The following is an 18,778-nucleotide window of genomic DNA, read 5'->3' as shown; positions in this document are numbered from 1 at the left end:
GCAGCGGTGAGCGCCGCCAGCGTGTGGCTGCTGCTCCTCGTGCTCGCCCTGGCCGGCTACCTGCTGACCGCGCTGCTCGACCCGGAGCGCTTCTGATGGGCGGCCTGTCCGACTCCGCAGCCGGGTTCCTGACCATCGCGGTCCTCGTCGCCGCCCTCGCGGTGGTGCACGCCCCCCTGGGCGACCACATGGCCCGCGTCTACACCTCCGCGCGCCACCTGCGCGTCGAGCGCCTGCTGTACCGCGCGGCCGGCGTCGACCCCGACGCCGAGCAGCGGTGGCCGGTCTACGCCCGCGCCGTGCTCGGCTTCTCCGTCGTCTCCGTGCTCTTCCTGTACGCCTTCCAGCGGCTGCAGGCCTGGCTGCCGCTGTCGCTGGGCTTCCCGGGCGTGGCCCCCGCCACCGCCTGGAACACGGCCGTCAGCTTCGTCACCAACACGAACTGGCAGTCGTACTCGGGCGAGCAGACCATGGGCCACCTCGTGCAGGCCGCGGGCCTGGCGGTGCAGAACTTCACCTCCGCCGCCGTGGGCATGGCGGTGGCGGTGGCCCTGGTGCGCGGGTTCACCCGCAACCGCAGCGACCGCATCGGCAGCTTCTGGGTCGACCTGGTCCGGACCTGCGTGAGGATCCTGCTGCCCCTGGCGCTCGTGGCCGCCGTCGTGATGCTCCTCGGCGGCGTCGTGCAGGACCTGTCCGGTCCCACCGCCGTCACGACGGTCGCCGGAGGCACCCAGACCATCACCGGCGGTCCGATCGCCTCCCAGGAGGCCATCAAGGAGCTCGGCACCAACGGCGGCGGCTTCTTCAACGCCAACTCCGCCCACCCCTTCGAGGGGCCGACGGCGTGGGTGAGCCTCTTCCAGGTCTTCCTCCTGCTCGCCATCCCCTTCTCCCTGCCGCGCACCTTCGGGCGCCTCGTCGGTGACCGGCGCCACGGCCTGGCCGTCCTCGGCGTCATGGGTGCGCTGTGGCTGGCCTCGGTGACCCTCACCGTGTGGGCCGAGGTCGCCGGCTCCGGCGCCGCGCCGCAGGCTGCCGGGGCTGCGATGGAAGGCAAGGAGGTCCGCTTCGGGGAGGTGCTGTCCGGCCTCTTCGCCGCCTCGACCACGGCCACCTCGACGGGCGCGGTGAACAGCTTCCACGACTCCTACACCGCCGCCGGCGGCGGCGTGGTGCTCCTGACCATGATGCTCGGCGAGGTCTCGCCCGGAGGCGTCGGCTCAGGTCTGTACGGCCTGCTCGTGCTCGCGGTCATCGCCGTCTTCCTCGCAGGCCTCATGGTGGGCCGCACTCCCGAGCTGCTCGGCAAGAAGGTCGGGCGCGGCGAGGTGACGCTCGTGGCCCTGTACGTGCTCGCCACGCCGACCCTGCTGCTCGTGGGCGCCGCGCTCACCGCCGGGATCCCCTCGCTGCGCGAGGCCTCCCTGCAGGACTCCGGCGCCCACGGCCTGTCCGAGGTGCTGTACGCCTACGCCTCGGCGTCCAACAACAACGGGTCGGCCTTCGCCGGCTTCGGCGCCGGCACCGACTACCAGAACACCGCCCTGGGCCTGTGCATGGCGTTCGGCAGGTTCGTCCCGATGCTCCTCGTCCTCGCCCTGGCGGGCCGCCTCGCCGCGCAGGCGCCGGTCCCGGTCACCGCGGGCACGCTGCCCACCCACACCCCCCTGTTCGCGAGCCTGGTCACCGTCGTCGTCCTCGTGGTCGCCGGTCTGACGTACTTCCCCGCGCTCGCCCTCGCACCGATCGCTGAGGCCCTCTCATGAGCACCCCGTCCTCCGACAGCGCCGTCCTCGACCGCACCTCCCCCGCGCCCCACGACCGCCAGCGGGACGGCCACGGGGGCGCCCGCCCCGCCGCCGGCGCCTTCGACGCCCGCTCGCTGGTCTCCTCCCTGCCCGCGGCGCTGCGCAAGCTCGACCCGCGCCACCAGGTCAAGAGCCCGGTGGTGTTCGTCGTGTGGATCGGCTCGGCGCTGACCACGGTGTACGCCGTCGTCGACCCGAGCCTGTTCACGTGGCTGGTCACGCTGTGGCTGTGGGCCACGGTCGTCTTCGCCGGCCTGGCGGAGGCGGTCGCCGAGGGGCGCGGCAAGGCCCAGGCCGAGACGCTGCGCCGCACCCGCAGCGAGACCACCGCGCGCAAGCTCCTCGACCGGGCCACCGGTGCCGAGGAGGCCGTGGCGGCGACCGCCCTGCGCCGGGGCGACCTCGTCGTCGTCGGGGCCGGCGAGGTCATCCCCGGTGACGGCGACGTCGTCGAGGGCGTCGCGAGCGTCGACGAGTCGGCCATCACCGGCGAGTCCGCCCCCGTCATCCGCGAGGCGGGCGGCGACAGGTCGGCCGTCACCGGCGGCACGCGCGTGCTGTCCGACCGGATCGTCGTGGAGATCACCGCCGAGCCCGGCAGCACCTTCATCGACAGGATGATCGCCCTGGTCGAGGGCTCGGCCCGCCAGAAGACCCCCAACGAGATCGCCCTCGACCTGCTGCTCAGCTCGCTGACGCTGGTCTTCCTGCTGGCCGTGGTCACGCTCCAGCCGCTGGCGGCCTACTCGGGCCAGGCGCAGAGCATCCCCGTCCTCGTGGCCCTGCTGGTCTGCCTCGTCCCGACCACCATCGGCGCGCTGCTGTCCGCCATCGGCATCGCCGGCATGGACCGCCTCGTCCAGCGCAACGTGCTCGCCATGTCCGGCCGCGCCGTCGAGGCCGCCGGTGACGTGGGCGTGCTGCTGCTCGACAAGACCGGCACCATCACCCTCGGCAACCGGCGGGCCACCGCGCTGGTCCACCTGGACGGCGTGGAGCCCGGTGCCCTCGCCGACGCCGCCCGCCTGTCGAGCCTGGCCGACGAGACGCCCGAGGGGCGCTCCGTGGTCGAGCTGGTCGACGCCTCCCGGGACGGCTCCGAGGAGGAGCCTGCGGGCGCGGAGTTCGTGGAGTTCACCGCCCAGACCCGCATGAGCGGTGTCGACCTGCCCGGGGGCCGGGTGCTGCGCAAGGGCGCCGCGAGCGCCGTGACGGCCTGGGTCCGTGACCAGGGCGGGCAGGTTCCAGATGCCCTGGCCGACCTGGTCGACGGCATCTCGCAGTCGGGCGGCACCCCCCTCGTCGTCGCCGAGCGCGTCGGAGAGGCCCCGGCCCGGGTGCTCGGCGTCATCCACCTCAAGGACGTCGTCAAGCCCGGCATGGCCGCGCGCTTCGCGCAGCTGCGCGAGATGGGCATCCGCACGGTGATGGTCACCGGAGACAACCGGCTCACCGCGCAGGCCATCGCCGCGGAGGCGGGCGTCGACGACGTGCTCGCCGAGGCGACCCCCGAGGACAAGCTCGCGCTCATCCAGCGCGAGCAGGCAGGCGGCCGGCTCGTGGCGATGACCGGCGACGGCACCAACGACGCCCCGGCGCTGGCGCAGGCGGACGTCGGCGTGGCCATGAACAGCGGCACGTCGGCGGCCAAGGAGGCCGGCAACATGGTCGACCTCGACTCCGACCCCACCAAGCTCATCGAGGTGGTGGCGATCGGCAAGCAGCTGCTCATCACCCGCGGCGCGCTGACCACGTTCTCCATCGCCAACGACGTCGCGAAGTACTTCGCCATCGTCCCGGCGATGTTCGCGGGCATCTACCCCGCCCTGGGCCGCCTCGACGTCATGGGGCTGTCGAGCCCGCAGTCCGCGATCCTCTCGGCGGTCGTCTTCAACGCCCTCGTCATCGTGGCGCTCATCCCGCTGGCCCTGCGCGGCGTGCGCTACCGGCCCTCCAGCGCCAGCGCCCTGCTGCGGCGCAACGTCCTGCTCTACGGGCTGGGTGGGGTGGTGGTGCCCTTCCTCGGCATCAAGGCCATCGACCTGCTCGTCTCGCTCATCCCCGGTTTCTGAGGAGCACCGCCGTGTCCCGCGTGATCGACCTGTCCCGCCAGTCCGTCGCCGGCCTGCGCCTGCTGCTGGCCCTCACCCTGGTGGTGGGGGTGGTCTACCCCGCCGTCCTGCTGGGTGTCGGACGCCTGGTGCCCGGGCGGGCCGACGGATCGATGATCGAGGTGGACGGTCGCCCGGCTGGATCCGCGCTCATCGGCCAGGCCTTCGACGGCCCGGGCTGGTTCCAGCCGCGGCCGTCCGCCGCCGGTGACGGCTACGACCCGCAGTCCTCCGGCGCCTCCAACCTCGGGCCGAACAGCCCCGAGCTGGTCGCCAGCACCGAGCAGCGCCGCGCCGCGATCGCCGCCCGCGAGGGCGTGGCCCCGGCAGCCGTGCCCGCTGACGCGGTCACCGCCTCCGGCTCCGGCCTGGACCCCGACATCTCGCCCGCCTACGCCCAGCTGCAGGTGGCCCGCGTCGCCCGCGAGCGCGGCCTGCCGGTGGCGCAGGTGGAGCAGCTGGTCGCCGAGAGCACCGGTGGTCGCGACCTCGGCGTCATCGGGGAGCCCACCGTGGACGTCGTCACCCTCAACGCCGCCCTGGCCCGCCTGGGCGACGCCTGAGGCCGCGCGCGCGGTGGCGGTCGGCGCAGGGGAGAGGATCAGCGGGTGGAGGGCGTGAGGCGCGGCAGGCTGAGGGTCTACCTCGGCGCCGCCCCGGGCGTCGGCAAGACCGTCGCGATGCTCGGGGAGGGCCGCCGGCGCGCCGAGCGCGGGCAGGACGTGGTCGTCGCCGTCGTCGAGACCCACGGGCGCGCCCACACCGCCGCGGCCGCCGAGGGCCTGGAGCATGTCCCGCGCCGCAGGCTCGCGCACCCGGCCTCCCCCGGCACGGTGCTGGAGGAGATGGACGTCGACGCCGTGCTGGCCCGGACCCCGCGGCACGCCCTGGTCGACGAGCTGGCCCACACCAACGCGCCGGGGTCGCGCCACGCCAAGCGGTGGCAGGACGTCGAGGAGCTGCTGGCCGCCGGCATCGACGTGACGACCACGGTGAACGTGCAGCACCTGGAGTCCCTCAACGACGTCGTCGCGCAGATCACCGGGGTCCGCCAGCGCGAGACGGTGCCTGACGACGTGGTGCGCTCCGCGGACGCCGTCGAGCTGGTGGACATGAGCCCGCAGGCGCTGCGCCGCCGGCTCGCGCACGGCAACGTCTACGCCGCCGAGCGCGTCGACGCCGCGCTGTCGAACTACTTCCGGGTGGGCAACCTCACCGCGCTGCGCGAGCTGGCGCTGCTGTGGACGGCCGACCGCGTGGACGCCGCGCTGGCGCTGTACCGCGCCGAGCAGGGCATCGACGCGCCGTGGGGCGCCCGCGAGCGGGTGGTGGTGGCCCTGACCGGTGGCCCCGAGGGGGATGCCCTCGTGCGCCGCGCGGCGCGGGTCACCCAGCGCGCCGCGGGCGGGGAGCTGCTGGCGCTGCACGTCTCGCGCTCGGACGGCCTGACCGGCGCCGCGCCCGACGCCCTGGCCCGCCAGCGGCTGCTGGCGGAGAGCCTGGGCGGCAGCTGGCACTCGGTGGTGGGCGAGGACGTCGCCACCGCCATCCTCGACTTCGCCCGCGGCGTCAACGCCACGCACGTGGTGGTCGGGACCAGCCGGCGCGGTCGCCTGGCCGCGGCGCTGTCCCCGGGGGTGGGCCAGCGCGTCATCGACGGCTCGGGCGACATCGACGTGCACGTCGTCACCCACGAGGCCGCCGCGGGGCGGCGCGGACGCGCGGGGGCGCGGTCAGCGGTCCCCGCGCTGCCGGCCCGGCGCCGCGCCGCGGGCTGGGCGCTGTCGGTGGCCGGGCCCGCCGCCCTGACCTGGCTGCTGCACCTGACCCGCGTCAACCACGAGCTGCCCAGCGAGCTGCTGCTCTTCCTGGCCCTCGTGGTGGGCGTGGCGCTGGTGGGCGGCATGTGGCCCGCCCTGCTCGCCGCCCTGCTGTCGGGACTGCTGGCCAACTGGTTCTTCACCCCGCCGTACCGGACGCTCACCATCGCCGAGCCGGCCAACGCCGTCGCGCTGCTCGTGCTGGTCAGCGTGGGAGCGGCCGTGGCGGCGGTGGTCGACACCGCGGCCCGGCGCGCCCGGGAGGCCGCCCGCGCCCGCGCCGAGGCCGACGTCCTGGCCACCCTGGCCGGCAGCGTGCTGCGCGGCGCGCAGGCCGTCCCGGCGCTGCTGGACCGGCTGGTCGAGACGTTCGGGCTGCGGGGCGCCGCGCTGCTGGAGCGCACCCGGGACGCCCCGGGCGCCGCCGACGACGGGTGGCGCGTGCTCGCGTCCACGGGCTGCCCCCCGCCGGTCTCCCCCGAGGCCGCCGACGCGTCGCTGCCGGTCGACGAGCACCTGAGCATCGCGCTGTGCGGCGCGCCGCTGTCGGCCTCGGACCTGCGGGTGCTGACGGCGGTCGCCGCCCAGGCGGGCTCGCTGCTCGAGCGGGACCGGCTCCGCGAGGCCGCCCGCACCGCCCGCCGGGAGGAGGAGCGCACCGCCACCCGCACCGCGCTGCTGGCCGCCGTCTCCCACGACCTGCGGACCCCGCTGGCCAGCGTCAAGGCGTCGGCCTCCACGCTGCGCGCCTTCGGGGCGGAGCTGGACCCCGCCGACCGGGAGGTGCTGCTGGCCGACGTGGAGACCTCCGCCGACAGGCTGCAGGCGCTGGTCGACAACCTGCTGGACATGAGCCGCCTGGACGCCGGCGCGGTGCGGGCGCGCCGGGAGGCGGTGGCCCTGGACGAGGTGGTGCCGCGGGCGCTGGCGGGGCTGGCCCCCGAGCAGGCCGCCGGGGTGGTCCTCGACGTCCCGGAGGACCTGCCGCTGGTCGACGCCGACGCCGGCCTCCTGGAGCGGGCGCTGGGCAACGTCGTGGAGAACGCCCTGCGGCACGCCGTCCCGCACGCTCCCGGGCGGCCGGTGGAGGTGACCGCCGGGGTGGTGGACGACGGCGGGCGGCGCGTCGTGGTGCGCGTCGTGGACCGCGGCCCGGGCATCCCCGACGACCGCAAGGCCGCGGCCTTCTCGGCCTTCCAGCGCCTGGGGGACGCCCCCGGGACGCTCGGGGTGGGCCTGGGACTCGCGGTGGCGCGGGGGCTGGTGGAGGCCAGCGGCGGCACCGTGGAGGCCGACGACACCCCCGGCGGGGGGCTGACGGTGGTCTTCTCCCTGCCGGTGGCCGCCCGGGTGCCCGCCGGCCCTCCGAGCACGCGGGAGGTGCCCGCGTGACGCGCGTGCTGGTGGTCGAGGACGAGCCGGCCCTCGCACGGGCCCTCGCGATCACCCTGCGCGCCAAGCGCTACGACGTCGACGTCGCCCGCACCGGTGCTGCGGCGCTGGACGCCGCCGCCACGCGGCGGCCCGACGTCGTCGTCCTGGACCTGGGCCTGCCCGACCTGGACGGTCTGGACGTGCTGCGCGCCCTGCGCGGCTGGAGCGCGGTGCCCGTCGTCGTGCTGTCGGCGCGGCACGACAGCTCCGAGAAGGTCGAGGCCCTCGACGCCGGCGCCGACGACTACGTGACCAAGCCCTTCGCCGTGGATGAGCTGCTCGCGCGGCTGCGGGCCGCGGTGCGGCGCGGTGAGGCGGCCGGGCCGGTGCCCGACCCAGTGGTCGAGACGGCGCGCTTCACCGTGGACCTGCCGCGCCGCCGGGTGCTGCTGAGGGACGCGGACGCCGGGGACGGCGAGCCGGTGCGGCTGACGCCGACGGAGTGGCAGCTGCTGGCCGAGCTGGCCCGTTCCGCGGGCCGGGTGGTGGGGCGCCGGGAGCTGCTCGTGGCCCTGCGCGGACCCCACCTGGGCTCCGAGGCCGCGGAGGCGCACTACCTGCGGGTGTACGTGGCGCAGCTGCGCCGCAAGCTCGAGGCCGACCCCTCGGCCCCGCGGCACCTGCTCACCGAGCCGGGGGTCGGCTACCGCCTGGTGCCCTGACCCGGCATCGCGAGATCAGGGGGCGTCGGCCAGCGGCCAGCCGCCCGCGGCGAGGTGCGCGGAGACGCGCGCCACGTCGGAGGGGGCGGCCTCGTCGAGGGTGGCGCTGCCGATGAGGCGCTCCACGTCGGCGGTGGTGATGACCTCGCCCTGGCGCGCGAGCCCCGCCAGCTCCGCCGCGATGGCGCGCACCTCGGTGTCGGTGAGCGTGCGGCGCAGCAGCCCGAGCAGGGCCACGTAGTCGCCGTGCGGGACGCCCGCGGGGTAGCCGGCGCGCAGCCAGCCCACCACCTTGGCGATGGCGCCGCCCTGCGGGGCCTCGGTGCTCACGGCCTGCTCCGCCTCACTTCTCGACGATCGTGGGGTAGACGTGCTCGAAGCTGAGGGCGTAGCCGGAGCCCGAGGCGACGATGAAGGCCAGGCCCAGCAGCGCCACGAGGACGACGACGGCGAAGACCACCGCGCTCAGCGCGCGGCCGCCGGGGTGCGCGGGGGCGCCGCTCGCCTCGGCGGCGCCGCCCCGGCCCCACGCGGAGGCGCGGATCCCGAGGGCGAACAGCGCCGGCAGGCCCGCGCCCAGCACGACGGCGGCGAGGGCGATCTGGCCCAGGGCGGTGGCCTCGAGCTCCCAGACGTGCGACACGGGTGTGCTCCTCCGCTGCGCGGTTCAGGCGGACACGGCGGCGCTGCGGGCGGACGAGCCCGCCCGCGGACCGCCGTCGTGCCAGTCGTCGTTGACGTTGTCGGCGTGCACCGGCGCCTGGCGCGACCGGTGGTACATGGCGCCCGCCGCGGCCGCGAGCACCACGACGACGGCGACGGCCCCGAGGAGCGCGCCCCCCAGGAGGTCGGCGAGGAACCACAGGGTCGCCCCGACGACGGCGGCGGCCGGGATGGTGATCACCCAGGCGATGACCATGCGGCCCGCGACCCGCCAGCGGACCGTGGCCCCGGGCCGGCCCAGGCCGGTGCCCAGCACGGAGCCGGTGGTGACGTGGGTGGTCGACAGCGGCAGGCCCAGGTGGCTGGAGACGAGGATGACCGCGGCCGAGGAGCTCTCAGCCGACAGCCCCTGCGGCGGGGCGATCTCGACCAGCCCCTTGCCGAGGGTGCGGATGATGCGCCAGCCGCCCAGGTAGGTGCCCAGCGCGATGGCGAGGGCGCAGGCCGCCTTGACCCAGAACGGGATGTTCTCGGTGTCGGTCCAGTGGCCGGTCGCGATGAGGCCCAGCGTGATCACGCCCATGGTCTTCTGGGCGTCGTTCGTCCCGTGCGCCAGGGAGACCAGCGAGGCGGAGCCGATCTGGCCCCAGCGGAAGCCGCTCTCGGTGTACCGCGCCGCGACGCCCGCGGTGATCCGGTAGACCAGCCAGGTGGCCAGGCCCGCGACGAGGACCGCGATGACCGGCGAGGCCAGCGCCGGCACGACGACCTTGGGGACGAGCCCGTCGATCTCCTCCCCGTCCCCGGCCCAGTTGACCCCGCCCCAGCCCAGGCCGGCGACTGTCGCGCCGAGCAGGCCGCCGAAGAGGGCGTGGGTGGAGCTGGACGGCAGGCTGAGCAGCCACGTCAGGAGGTTCCAGACGATGGCGCCGGCCAGGCCCGCCAGCACGATGACGAGCAGGGCGGTGCCGCCGTCACCGGTCAGCCCGGCCGCTGGCGTGCCGTCACCGTTCTGGATCCTGACCACGGCGTTGGTCACGGTGAGCGCCACCTCCACCGAGAGGAAAGCGCCGACGAGGTTGAGGACGCCGGACAGCAGCACGGCCGTCTTCGGCTTCAGCGCGCCGGTGGCGATGGAGGTCGCCATGGCGTTGGCGGTGTCGTGGAAGCCGTTGGTGAAGTCGAACGAGAGGGCTACCACGACCAGCAGCACCAGGATGACGGTGGCGGTGGTCACGGGCAACCAATCTCCTGCCCGCTCCCCGGCAGCGCCAGCCCCGTTCGCCGAGGGCGTGGAGGGTTCTCCCAGGGTTCACCGGCGCGTCGGCGCGCCGTGACGGTGTTCGACCCGCCCTTGACCCGCCGTGGAGCCGTGCACTGCTCGGCTCAGCGCACGAGGACGGGCACCTCCGCCGTCCTGACGAGCACCCGGGCGCCGACGTCGGCGGCCGCCGAGCGGCCGGTGAGGTGGACGAGCACGGGGTCGCCGCCCCCGTCCAGGCGCACCGCGGCGCGGCTGGCGGCGCCGAGGAAGACCACCTCGACCACCGTCCCCGGCAGCCCGGCCGGCAGGCCGGGCGCGGGCGCGGCGCCGGCGAGCTCCAGGCTGACGTCCTCGGGGCGCAGCAGGGCGGTGGTGCCGTCGGAGGCGGAGCCGGGCAGCAGCGGCAGGAGCGCGCCGAGGACCTGCGCGCGGGCGTCCTGCCCGCTCCCGACCACCCGGCAGGGCACGCGGTTGACCTGGCCGACGAACTCCGCGACGAAGGCGGTGGCCGGTCGGCGGTAGAGCTCCTGGGGGCTGGCCAGCTGCTCCAGGCGGCCGGCGCGGACCACGCCGACCCGGTCGGCGACCGACAGCGCCTCCTCCTGGTCGTGGGTGACCAGCAGGGTGGTGGTGCCGACCTGGGTCTGGATGCGGCGCACCTCCTCGCGCAGCTGCTCGCGGACCTTGGCGTCGAGCGCGGAGAACGGCTCGTCGAGCAGCAGCACCTGCGGCTCGACGGCCAGGGCCCGGGCCAGGGCCACGCGCTGCTGCTGGCCGCCGGACATCTGCGGGGCGAAGCGGTGGGCCTGCGCGCTCAGCCCCACCAGCTCGAGGGCCTCCATCGCGCGGCGGCGCCGCTCGGCGGTGCCCACGCCGCGCAGGCGCAGGCCGAACGCCACGTTGTCGAGGGCGTCCAGGTGCGGCAGCAGGCTGTAGGCCTGGAAGACCACGCCCATGTCGCGCCGGTGGGCGGGCACCCGCGCGAGGTCGCGACCCCCCACGAGCACCCGCCCGGCGTCGGCCCGCTCCAGGCCGGCCAGCACGCGCAGGGCGGTGGTCTTGCCGCAGCCCGAGGGGCCCAGCAGCGCCACCAGCTCACCGGGCTCGAGCTCAAGGTCGAGGCCGTCGAGGGCGGCGACGTCGCCGAAGCGGCGCTGCAGCCCCTCCAGCCTCACCCCGACGGCGCGGTCGGTGCGGTCGCCGCGGTCGGTCGGCCCACCGCCCGGGGTGCCCGAGGAGGCACCGGTGCTGCTGGGAGGGCGGGGCGAGGTGGTGGTCACGGGCGGGCTCCGGGGACGGGGGCGACGACGGTGGCGGCCTGCGCGGCTCCGTCCCGGCGCCGGCGGCGCAGGGAGGGCAGCAGCGACAGGGCGAGCAGCAGGACGAAGGCGAGCAGCAGGGAGGCCAGCGACGCCGCCACGGACAGGCCGGCGTCGCGCTTGCCGACGAGGTTGATGACCACGGGCAGGGTGTCGTACCCGAGCAGCGAGGCGACGGTGAACTCCCCGAGCACGACGGCGACGACGAGCACCACCGTGCTCGCGACGGCTCCGCCGAGGTTGGGCAGCACGACCTTGAGGACGACGTCGGTCCAGCGCGCGCCGAGGCTGCGGGAGGCCTCGACGAGCGTGCGCAGGTCGATGCCCCCCAGGCCCGCGTCCAGCGCCCGGTGGGCGTACGGCAGCGCCAGGACGGCGTAGGCGAAGGCGAGCGTCAGCGGGGAGCTGCCGAGCAGGTAGACCACCCACGCGTAGACCGGGGCCACCCCGACGACGATGACGACGGCGGGCACGGCCAGCGGGAGCAGGCAGACCAGCTCCAGCGGGCGGCGGGCCCAGGGCAGGCGCAGCGCGACGAGCAGCATGGTCGGCAGCAGCAGGACGAGCACCAGCGCGGCCGTGAGCACGGCCAGCTCCAGCGACACCAGGATCGACGCCGACAGGTCGGGGTCGGTGACCAGGGAGGCCCACGCCTGCCCGGTGCGGCCCGCGGTGGGCGTCCGGGTGCTGAAGTCGGCCATGGCCAGCAGCGGCACGACCGCCACCACCGCCGCGACGCCGAGCACCGCCCAGCGCACCAGCCGCGCGGGCCAGCCGCGCGCTCCGGCGCCGGCCGGGGTCGCGGCGCTCACCGGGTCCACCGCGCGGTGCGGCGCTGCACGGCCGCCTGGGCGCCCATGACCAGGGCGACCACCACCACCATGCCGAGCGCCAGGGTGCTGGCGAGGTCCTGCTGGCCGATGAGCACGTCGCTGGACAGGGCGCGGCGGATCTGCAGCGGCACGATCGAGGAGCCCTGGCTCACCAGCGCGGCCGCGGTGGCGTAGGCGGACATGGCGTTGGCGAACAGCAGCAGCAGCGACCCGGTGAAGGCCGGTGCCAGGACGGGCACCGAGACGAGCCGCCAGTGCTGCCAGGCGGTGCCGCCCAGGGTGAGGCTGGCCTCGCGCCAGGTGGAGCGCACGCCGTCGAGGGCGGGCAGGAAGACGATGACCATGAGCGGGACCTGGAAGAAGGTGTAGGCCAGCACCAGCCCGGGCATCTCGAAGAGCCACACGCCGCCGGCGTAGATGTCCACGCCCGCGTCGCGCAGCAGCCCGGTGAGGACCCCGGACAGCCCGATCGTGGCGATGAGGGCGAAGGCCAGCGGCACCCCGGCGAACTGCGAGAGCACCCCGCACGCGGCGACCACCACGCGGCGCAGCACCGAGGTGGCCGGGGAGGCCGCCACGACGGCGGCCACGGCCGCGCCCAGGACGGCGCCCAGGACCGCGGTGAGCGCCGAGAGCTGGAAGCTGCGGGCGAAGGCCGAGACCACCACCGGGTCGCCGAAGGCGGCGAGCCCTCCGAGGCTCGGGCGGCCCTGGGCGTCGGTCAGCGCCCCGACGGCCACCACGGCGAGCGGGACGACGAGGAAGAGCACGACGAGGGCGGCGAAGGGCAGGAGACCGGCGGAGGCGGTCAGCTCGCTGCCGAGCCGCCGCCCCCGCCGCCCGGGCGCACCTGCGGGGGGCGTGGTCACTGGTCGGTCACGAGACCGCGGCGGCCCACGTGCTGGCCAGCTGCTGGGCGCCGGCGTCGGTCTGCTCCTGGGTCAGCTGGACCGGCTCGCCGGAGACGGGCGGGAGCTTGGCGTACTCGGCCTGGTCGATGGTCCCGGCCTCGACCATGGCCTGCTCGCGCACCGGACGGGCGCCACCGGCCAGCCAGAGGTTCTGCCCGGTGTCGGAGTAGAGGAACTCCTGCCACAGGCGCGCGGCCGCCGGGTGCGGGGCGTCCTTGTTGATGGCCTGGTTGTAGTACTGCGAGGTGACGGCGCCCTCCGGCACCACGACCTCCCAGGTGGGCAGCTGCGAGGTGACGGCCGCGTTGAGGTAGTCCCAGTCGATGACGACGGGGGTCTGGCCGGAGGTGATGGTCGCGGCGGTCGGGTCGACGGGCAGGAAGTTGCCGGCGGCCTTGAGCTCCTTGAAGAACTCCACGCCGGGGGCGAGGTCGTCGGCGCTGCCGCCGTTGCCGAGGGAGGCCATCACCACGCCGCTGAAGGCCGCGCCCGCCGAGGTCGGGTCGCCGTTGAGCGCGACCGCGCCCCGGTACTCGGGCTTGAGCAGGTCCTGCACGGTGGTCGGCGCGGGCACCTTCGAGGAGTCGTAGCCGATGGACATGTAGCCGCCGTAGTCGTTGACCCACAGGCCCGTGGCCTCCTTGTTGGCCTCCGGGATGTCGTCCCAGGTGGACACCTGGTACGGGGCGTACATGTCGGTGTTGGCCAGGGCCACGGACTGGCCGAGGTCGAAGACGTCAGGAGCGCGGTCCTGCCCGGCCAGCCGCTTGGCGGTGTCGATCTCGTCCTGGCTGGCGGCGTCGGGCTGGTCGGAGTTGACCGTGATGCCGTACTCCTGCTCGAACGCGTCGATGATCGCGCCGTAGTTGGCCCAGTCCGGGGGCAGGGCGATGACGTTGAGCTCGCCCTCGGCCTTGGCGGCCTCGACCAGGGCGTCCATGCCGCCGCCCTCCTCGGCGGAGGTGACCGTGGACCAGTCGGTGCCGCCGGAGGCGGCGGCGGAGGCGCCGGCGTCGGAGGTGGGCGGGGCGCAGGCGGCCAGCGGGATCATCAGGGCGCCGGCGGCGATCAGGGCTGCCAGGCGGGCGGACGGGCGCATGGGACCTCTTCCGAGCGGTTCGTGGTGGCGACCCGTGCGGGTCGCCCGGCGAAAGGTGGAGCGCGCGGGTGGCCCGGCAGGCGGACGGCGGGCGACCGCGCGGCGGCCGTCCGGTGAACTCCTGGAGCGCACCGGGATGTCGACCGGCGACCCGCCGCCCAGGTCACGCCCGGGTCACGACGGCAGCACGGCGGGTCACGCCGCCACCCGGTCGCCGCCCGCCCGCGGGACCCGCAGCCAGCCGGAGCGCTCCGCCCCGCGCTGTTCACCCGCCGTTCGCCGCCCGGGAGGCGGCTCGCGGTACGACCCCTGCATGACGCCGACGAGCCCCCGCACCCCCGCGTCCCGGGACGCCCCGGGGAGCGCCGACCCCCGCGGCGGTGGCACCGTCGGTCGGGTGGACGACCCAGGCGCCGTGGACCGGCTGGACGTGGACGACGCCGACCTCGAGGAGGGACCCCCCGGACCGCTGGGCGAGCACCTCGACGGCCTGCGGGTGGAGGTCGACCCGGAGGGCGAGCCGGTGCTGCTGCGCCCCGACGGGACCGAGGTCGACACCTGGCGCGAGGGCTACCCGTACCCGACCCGGATGACGCGCCGGGAGTACGAGGCGACCAAGCGGGCGCTGCAGATCGAGCTGCTGAAGATGCAGCGCTGGCTGGTCGAGCGCGGCGAGAAGCTCGTGGTGCTCTTCGAGGGCCGCGACGCGGCCGGCAAGGGAGGCACCATCAAGCGCTTCACCGAGCACCTCAACCCGCGCGGCACGCACGTGGTGGCCCTGGAGAAGCCCACCGAGCGCGAGCAGACCCAGTGGTACTTCCAGCGGTACGTGCAGCAGCTGCCCGCCGCCGGGGAGATCGCCCTGTTCGACAGGTCCTGGTACAACCGCGCCGGCGTGGAGCGCGTCATGGGCTTCTGCACGCGCGAGGAGTACGAGGAGTTCTACCTGCAGGCGCCCGCGCTGGAGCGCATGCTCGTCCGCTCGGGCATCACCCTGGTCAAGTTCTGGTTCTCCGTCTCCCAGGCCGAGCAGCGCACCCGCTTCGCCATCCGCCAGATCGACCCCGTGAGGCAGTGGAAGCTCTCGCCCATGGACCTGGCCTCCCTGGAGCGCTGGGACGACTACACCCGCGCGAAGGAGGCGATGTTCCTGGCCACCGACACCGACGACGCGCCGTGGACCGTGGTCAAGAGCAACGACAAGAAGCGCGCCCGCCTGGAGGCGATGCGCCACGTGCTGCGCCGGCTGGACTACGACGGCAAGGACGCCGCGCTGGTCGGGGAGGGCGACCCGCTGGTGCTCGGCCCCGCGCGGGACCTGTTCGAGACCGGGGAGGACGGGCCCGCAGGAGGACCAGGCCCGGTCACGCTGCGCTGACGGGTGGTGACCGGTGCGCGGCCTCGGGTGCTCCTCCCGGGGCGGCGCGCCCGCGTGACCAGATCGTGATGTGCCGCGCGACCTGCGTGTTGGCCCGCTGTTCACCTGGGTCGGGCCACCGCTTCACCTGCCGCCCGTAGGTTCCGAGCCGCCCGATCGCGCCAGCGCGCAGCCACGAGCCAGCCGCGGCGCATCCCCCGCCTTCGAGAGGTACCTCACGTGAAGCGCAGCACCCTCGGTCGCGCCGCCATCCCCGCGGCCATCGTGCTCTCCCTCGGCCTGTCGTCGTGCGCGGCGAACGAGCCCAGCGGCGAGACCTCCGCCGCCCCCGGCTCGTCGGAGGGCTCCTCCGAGGCCGCGGCCCTGTCGGGCACCCTGAACGGCGCGGGCTCCTCCGCCCAGCAGGCCGCCCAGCAGGCGTGGATCGCCGGCATCACGGAGTCCAGCCCGGACCTCCAGGTCAACTACGACCCCCAGGGCTCCGGCGCCGGCCGCACCCAGTTCCTCTCCGGCGCGGTGCAGTTCGCCGGCTCCGACGCCTACCTCAAGGACGACGAGCTCACGCAGGCGCAGGAGCGCTGCAACGGCGGCACCGCGATCGACATCCCCAACTACGTCTCCCCGATCGCCATCGCCTACAACCTCGAGGGCGTCGACGACCTGCAGCTCAGCCCCGACGTGATCGCCCGCATCTTCGCCGGCGAGATCACCACCTGGAACGACCCGGCCATCGCCGCCACCAACGAGGGCGTGACCCTGCCCGCGACGGCGATCAACCCGGTCCACCGCGCCGACGAGTCGGGCACCACGGCCAACTTCACCGACTACCTGTCCAAGGCCTCGAACGGCGCCTGGACCGCGGAGCCGGGCCAGGAGTGGCCGATCCAGGGCGGGGAGGCCGCGCAGGGCACCTCCGGCGTCGTCGCGGCGATCAGCGCGACCCCGGGCTCCATCGGCTACGCCGACGAGAGCCAGGCCGGCGACCTCAGCCACGTGCTCGTCCAGGTCGGCGACGCCTTCGTCGGCCCCACCGCGGAGGCCGCCGCCGCCGCCCTCGACGAGGCGACCCCGGTCTCCGGCCGCCCCGAGGGCGACATCGCCCTCGACGTGAACCGCACGCCGACCAACAGCGAGGCCTACCCGGTCATCCTGGTCAGCTACCTCATCGGGTGCACCAGCTACGAGGACCCGGCCGAGGCCGCCAACGTCAAGGGCTACTTCACCTACATCACCAGCGAGGAGGGCCAGCAGGCCGCCGCGGAGACCGCGGGCTCCGCCCCCATCTCCGACACGCTGCGCCAGCAGATCACGACCTCGCTCGAGCTCATCCAGTAGCAGCCCGCGCTCCCGGCGCCGGCGCCGGACCCCCGCGGACCCGCGGGGGTCTGGTGCCGGCGCCGGACGTGCGTCAGGCTCACCCCAGCCTCCCCCACCCCGCGCCGTCGTCGCCCAGGAAGGCACCTCGTGACCGCCACCACCACACCCCCTCGCGAAGCGGCACCCGAGCAGGCACGGGTCAAGCAGCGCCCGGGTGACCGGGTCTTCCGGGGGCTCGCCACCGGCGCGGGACTGGCCATCCTGGTCATCCTCGCCGGGGTCGCCGCCTTCCTCCTCTACCAGGCGGCGCCCGCGCTGACCGCCTCCGCCGAGGAGGTCGGGGGCGGCGGCTTCTGGCCGCTGGCGGGGCGGCTGGTCTTCGGCACCCTGCTGTCGGCGGCCATCGCCCTGGTGATCGGCGGCCCGCTGGGGGTGGGCATCGCCCTGTTCATCACCCACTACGCCCCCCGGCGGTTGGCCTCGCCCCTGGGCTACGTCATCGACCTGCTCGCCGCCATCCCGAGCATCGTCTACGGCCTGTGGGGCGTCTTCGTCTTCGCCCCCGCCCTGGTGCCCGTCTACACCTGGCTGGGCACCAACCTCTCGTGGGTCCCGCTGTTCGCCGGCCCGGTCTCCTCGGGCCGCACGATGTTCACGGCGGGGCTCGTCCTGGCCGTGATGATCCTGCCCGTCATCACAGCGATCTCGCGCGAGGTCTTCCGCCAGACCCCCACGCTGCAGCAGGAGGCCGCGCTCGCCCTCGGGGCCACGCGCTGGGAGATGATCAAGTACGCGGTCATCCCCTACGGGCGCTCCGGCGTCGTCGCGGCCTCGATGCTCGGGCTCGGCCGCGCGCTCGGCGAGACCATGGCCGTGGCCGCCGTGCTGTCCGTGTCCGGGGGCATCACGTTCAACCTCATCAGCACCCAGAACCCGGGCACCATCGCCGCGAACATCGCGCTGCAGTTCCCCGAGTCCAGCGGCCTGGCCGTGAACGTGCTCGTGGCGACCGGCCTGGTGCTGTTCGTCATCACCTTCCTCGTCAACTTCGCGGCACGGGCCGTCGTCGCGCGCTCCACGAAGGGCTGAGACCGATGTCGCACGCGACCGCTCCCTCCACCGGCGTCGGCCTCGGCCACAGCCGCCACCTGCCGAGCTGGGCCCCCTGGGGCGCCCTGGCCCTGGCCGCCGCCTTCTCCGGCGCCGTCCTGGCGCTGGCCGGCTTCAGCCTGGCGGGCTTCCTGGTCCTCACCGCGATCACCTTCATGATCGTCCTCGTGGTGGCCTCCCGGGCCGTCGAGGGCGGGCGCAAGGCGACGGACAGGTTCGTCACCAGCCTCGTCGTCGGCGCGTTCCTGCTGGCGCTCATCCCGCTGATCTCGGTCACCTGGACCGTCGTCTCGCGCGGCGCCGCCCGCTTCGACCTGGAGTTCTTCACCTACTCGATGCGCGGGATCCTCGGCGAGGGCGGCGGCGCCGTCCACGCCATCTACGGGACGGTCATCATCACCGCGATCACCACGCTGATCTCGGTGCCGATCGGCATCCTCACCGCCGTCTACCTGGTCGAGTACGGGCGCGGCAGCGTGGCGCGGGCCATCACCTTCCTGGTCGACGTCATGACCGGCATCCCCTCGATCGTGGCCGGCCTGTTCGCCTTCGCGCTCTTCGTCCTCGTCCTCGGGCCGCAGGCCCGACTGGGGATCATGGGCTCCGTCGCCCTGTGCGTGCTGATGATCCCGGTGGTGGTGCGCTCCACCGAGGAGATCCTGCGCCTGGTCCCGCACGAGCTGCGGGAGGCCTCCTACGCCCTGGGCGTCCCCAAGTGGCGCACGATCGTCAAGGTGGTGCTGCGCACCTCCGTGGGCGGCATCGCCACCGGCGTGACGCTGGCCATCGCCCGCGTCATCGGCGAGACGGCCCCGCTCCTCGTCACCGTGGGCGTCACCACCGCCATCAACACCAACCCCTTCGAGGGGCGCATGTCCACGCTGCCCACGTTCTCGTGGTTCTCCTACGCCACGCCCACCATCCCGCCGGGCCCGTCCATCGACAGGGCCTGGACGGCGGCGCTGGTCCTGGTCATCCTGGTGATGGCCTTCAACCTCATCGCACGGGTCGTCTCGCGGGCCTTCTCGCCCAAGACCCGCTGACCT

At 74.9% G+C, this 18,778-nt stretch carries 17 protein-coding genes; 10 read left to right on the top strand and 7 right to left on the bottom strand.

What is annotated here, in order from left to right:
* Positions 1–6: 6 nt before the first annotated feature.
* Genes kdpF through ACUN9U_RS01875 form a run of 6 tightly spaced genes read left to right on the top strand, consistent with a single transcriptional unit; the run spans position 7 to position 7,838 of the window.
* Positions 7–96 carry a K(+)-transporting ATPase subunit F gene (gene kdpF, locus ACUN9U_RS01900; protein ID WP_445483237.1) on the top strand — a complete coding sequence of 30 codons (90 nt, stop codon included), beginning with the start codon at positions 7–9 and terminating at the stop codon, positions 94–96.
* A complete protein-coding gene (gene kdpA / locus ACUN9U_RS01895; protein WP_445483236.1) occupies positions 96–1,769 on the top strand; it encodes a potassium-transporting ATPase subunit KdpA in 1,674 nt (557 codons plus the stop codon). Before kdpF ends, kdpA begins: the two co-directional genes overlap by 1 nt.
* Entirely contained in the window at positions 1,766–3,883 is a 2,118-nt protein-coding gene (gene kdpB / locus ACUN9U_RS01890; RefSeq protein WP_445483235.1) for a potassium-transporting ATPase subunit KdpB, read from the top strand. Before kdpA ends, kdpB begins: the two co-directional genes overlap by 4 nt.
* Positions 3,884–3,894: 11 nt before the next feature.
* Positions 3,895–4,485, top strand: coding sequence for a potassium-transporting ATPase subunit KdpC (kdpC, locus tag ACUN9U_RS01885; protein WP_445483234.1), 591 nt, complete (start codon positions 3,895–3,897; stop codon positions 4,483–4,485).
* A gap of 54 nt (positions 4,486–4,539) precedes the next feature.
* Positions 4,540–7,134, top strand: a complete 2,595-nt coding sequence (locus tag ACUN9U_RS01880; RefSeq protein WP_445483490.1) for a DUF4118 domain-containing protein — start codon at positions 4,540–4,542, stop codon at positions 7,132–7,134.
* Entirely contained in the window at positions 7,131–7,838 is a 708-nt protein-coding gene (locus ACUN9U_RS01875) for a response regulator (protein ID WP_445483233.1), read from the top strand. Before ACUN9U_RS01880 ends, ACUN9U_RS01875 begins: the two co-directional genes overlap by 4 nt.
* A gap of 15 nt (positions 7,839–7,853) precedes the next feature.
* Here ACUN9U_RS01875 and ACUN9U_RS01870 read toward each other — a convergent pair whose 3' ends face one another.
* The 7 genes from ACUN9U_RS01870 to ACUN9U_RS01840 form a co-directional block, all read right to left on the bottom strand.
* Positions 7,854–8,168 (bottom strand): DUF3349 domain-containing protein, encoded by a 315-nt coding sequence (locus ACUN9U_RS01870; RefSeq protein ID WP_445483232.1) that lies wholly within the window; start codon positions 8,166–8,168, stop codon positions 7,854–7,856.
* Positions 8,169–8,181: 13 nt separating this feature from the next.
* A complete protein-coding gene (locus tag ACUN9U_RS01865; protein WP_445483231.1) occupies positions 8,182–8,481 on the bottom strand; it encodes a hypothetical protein in 300 nt (99 codons plus the stop codon).
* 24 nt (positions 8,482–8,505) lie between these two features.
* Positions 8,506–9,738 (bottom strand): anion permease, encoded by a 1,233-nt coding sequence (locus ACUN9U_RS01860; protein ID WP_445483230.1) that lies wholly within the window; start codon positions 9,736–9,738, stop codon positions 8,506–8,508.
* A gap of 149 nt (positions 9,739–9,887) precedes the next feature.
* Positions 9,888–11,045: an ABC transporter ATP-binding protein gene (locus ACUN9U_RS01855; protein WP_445483229.1), complete on the bottom strand. Its 1,158-nt coding sequence runs from the start codon at positions 11,043–11,045 to the stop codon at positions 9,888–9,890.
* Positions 11,042–11,896 carry an ABC transporter permease subunit gene (locus ACUN9U_RS01850; protein ID WP_445483228.1) on the bottom strand — a complete coding sequence of 285 codons (855 nt, stop codon included), beginning with the start codon at positions 11,894–11,896 and terminating at the stop codon, positions 11,042–11,044. The genes ACUN9U_RS01855 and ACUN9U_RS01850 overlap by 4 nt, the downstream gene beginning before the upstream one ends.
* Positions 11,893–12,786, bottom strand: a complete 894-nt coding sequence (locus tag ACUN9U_RS01845) for an ABC transporter permease (RefSeq protein ID WP_445483227.1) — start codon at positions 12,784–12,786, stop codon at positions 11,893–11,895. Before ACUN9U_RS01845 ends, ACUN9U_RS01850 begins: the two co-directional genes overlap by 4 nt.
* A 7-nt stretch (positions 12,787–12,793) precedes the next feature.
* Positions 12,794–13,927, bottom strand: a complete 1,134-nt coding sequence (locus ACUN9U_RS01840) for an ABC transporter substrate-binding protein (protein WP_445483226.1) — start codon at positions 13,925–13,927, stop codon at positions 12,794–12,796.
* A 397-nt stretch (positions 13,928–14,324) separates the two neighbouring features.
* Between ACUN9U_RS01840 and ppk2 the strand changes: the two genes are divergently transcribed.
* The 4 genes from ppk2 to pstA all read left to right on the top strand — a co-directional run bounded on the left by ppk2 (position 14,325) and on the right by pstA (position 18,775).
* Positions 14,325–15,305, top strand: a complete 981-nt coding sequence (gene ppk2 / locus ACUN9U_RS01835) for a polyphosphate kinase 2 (protein ID WP_445483225.1) — start codon at positions 14,325–14,327, stop codon at positions 15,303–15,305.
* Positions 15,306–15,524: 219 nt separating this feature from the next.
* Positions 15,525–16,640 carry a phosphate ABC transporter substrate-binding protein PstS gene (gene pstS, locus ACUN9U_RS01830; RefSeq protein WP_445483224.1) on the top strand — a complete coding sequence of 372 codons (1,116 nt, stop codon included), beginning with the start codon at positions 15,525–15,527 and terminating at the stop codon, positions 16,638–16,640.
* Between the two features lie 129 nt (positions 16,641–16,769).
* Positions 16,770–17,711 (top strand): phosphate ABC transporter permease subunit PstC, encoded by a 942-nt coding sequence (gene pstC, locus ACUN9U_RS01825; RefSeq protein ID WP_445483223.1) that lies wholly within the window; start codon positions 16,770–16,772, stop codon positions 17,709–17,711.
* 5 nt (positions 17,712–17,716) lie between these two features.
* Positions 17,717–18,775 carry a phosphate ABC transporter permease PstA gene (gene pstA / locus ACUN9U_RS01820; protein WP_445483222.1) on the top strand — a complete coding sequence of 353 codons (1,059 nt, stop codon included), beginning with the start codon at positions 17,717–17,719 and terminating at the stop codon, positions 18,773–18,775.
* Positions 18,776–18,778: the final 3 nt, after the last annotated feature.

The sequence above is a fragment of the Quadrisphaera sp. KR29 genome (genome assembly GCF_052644995.1).
This window is presented reverse-complemented; position numbering and strand designations above follow the sequence as displayed.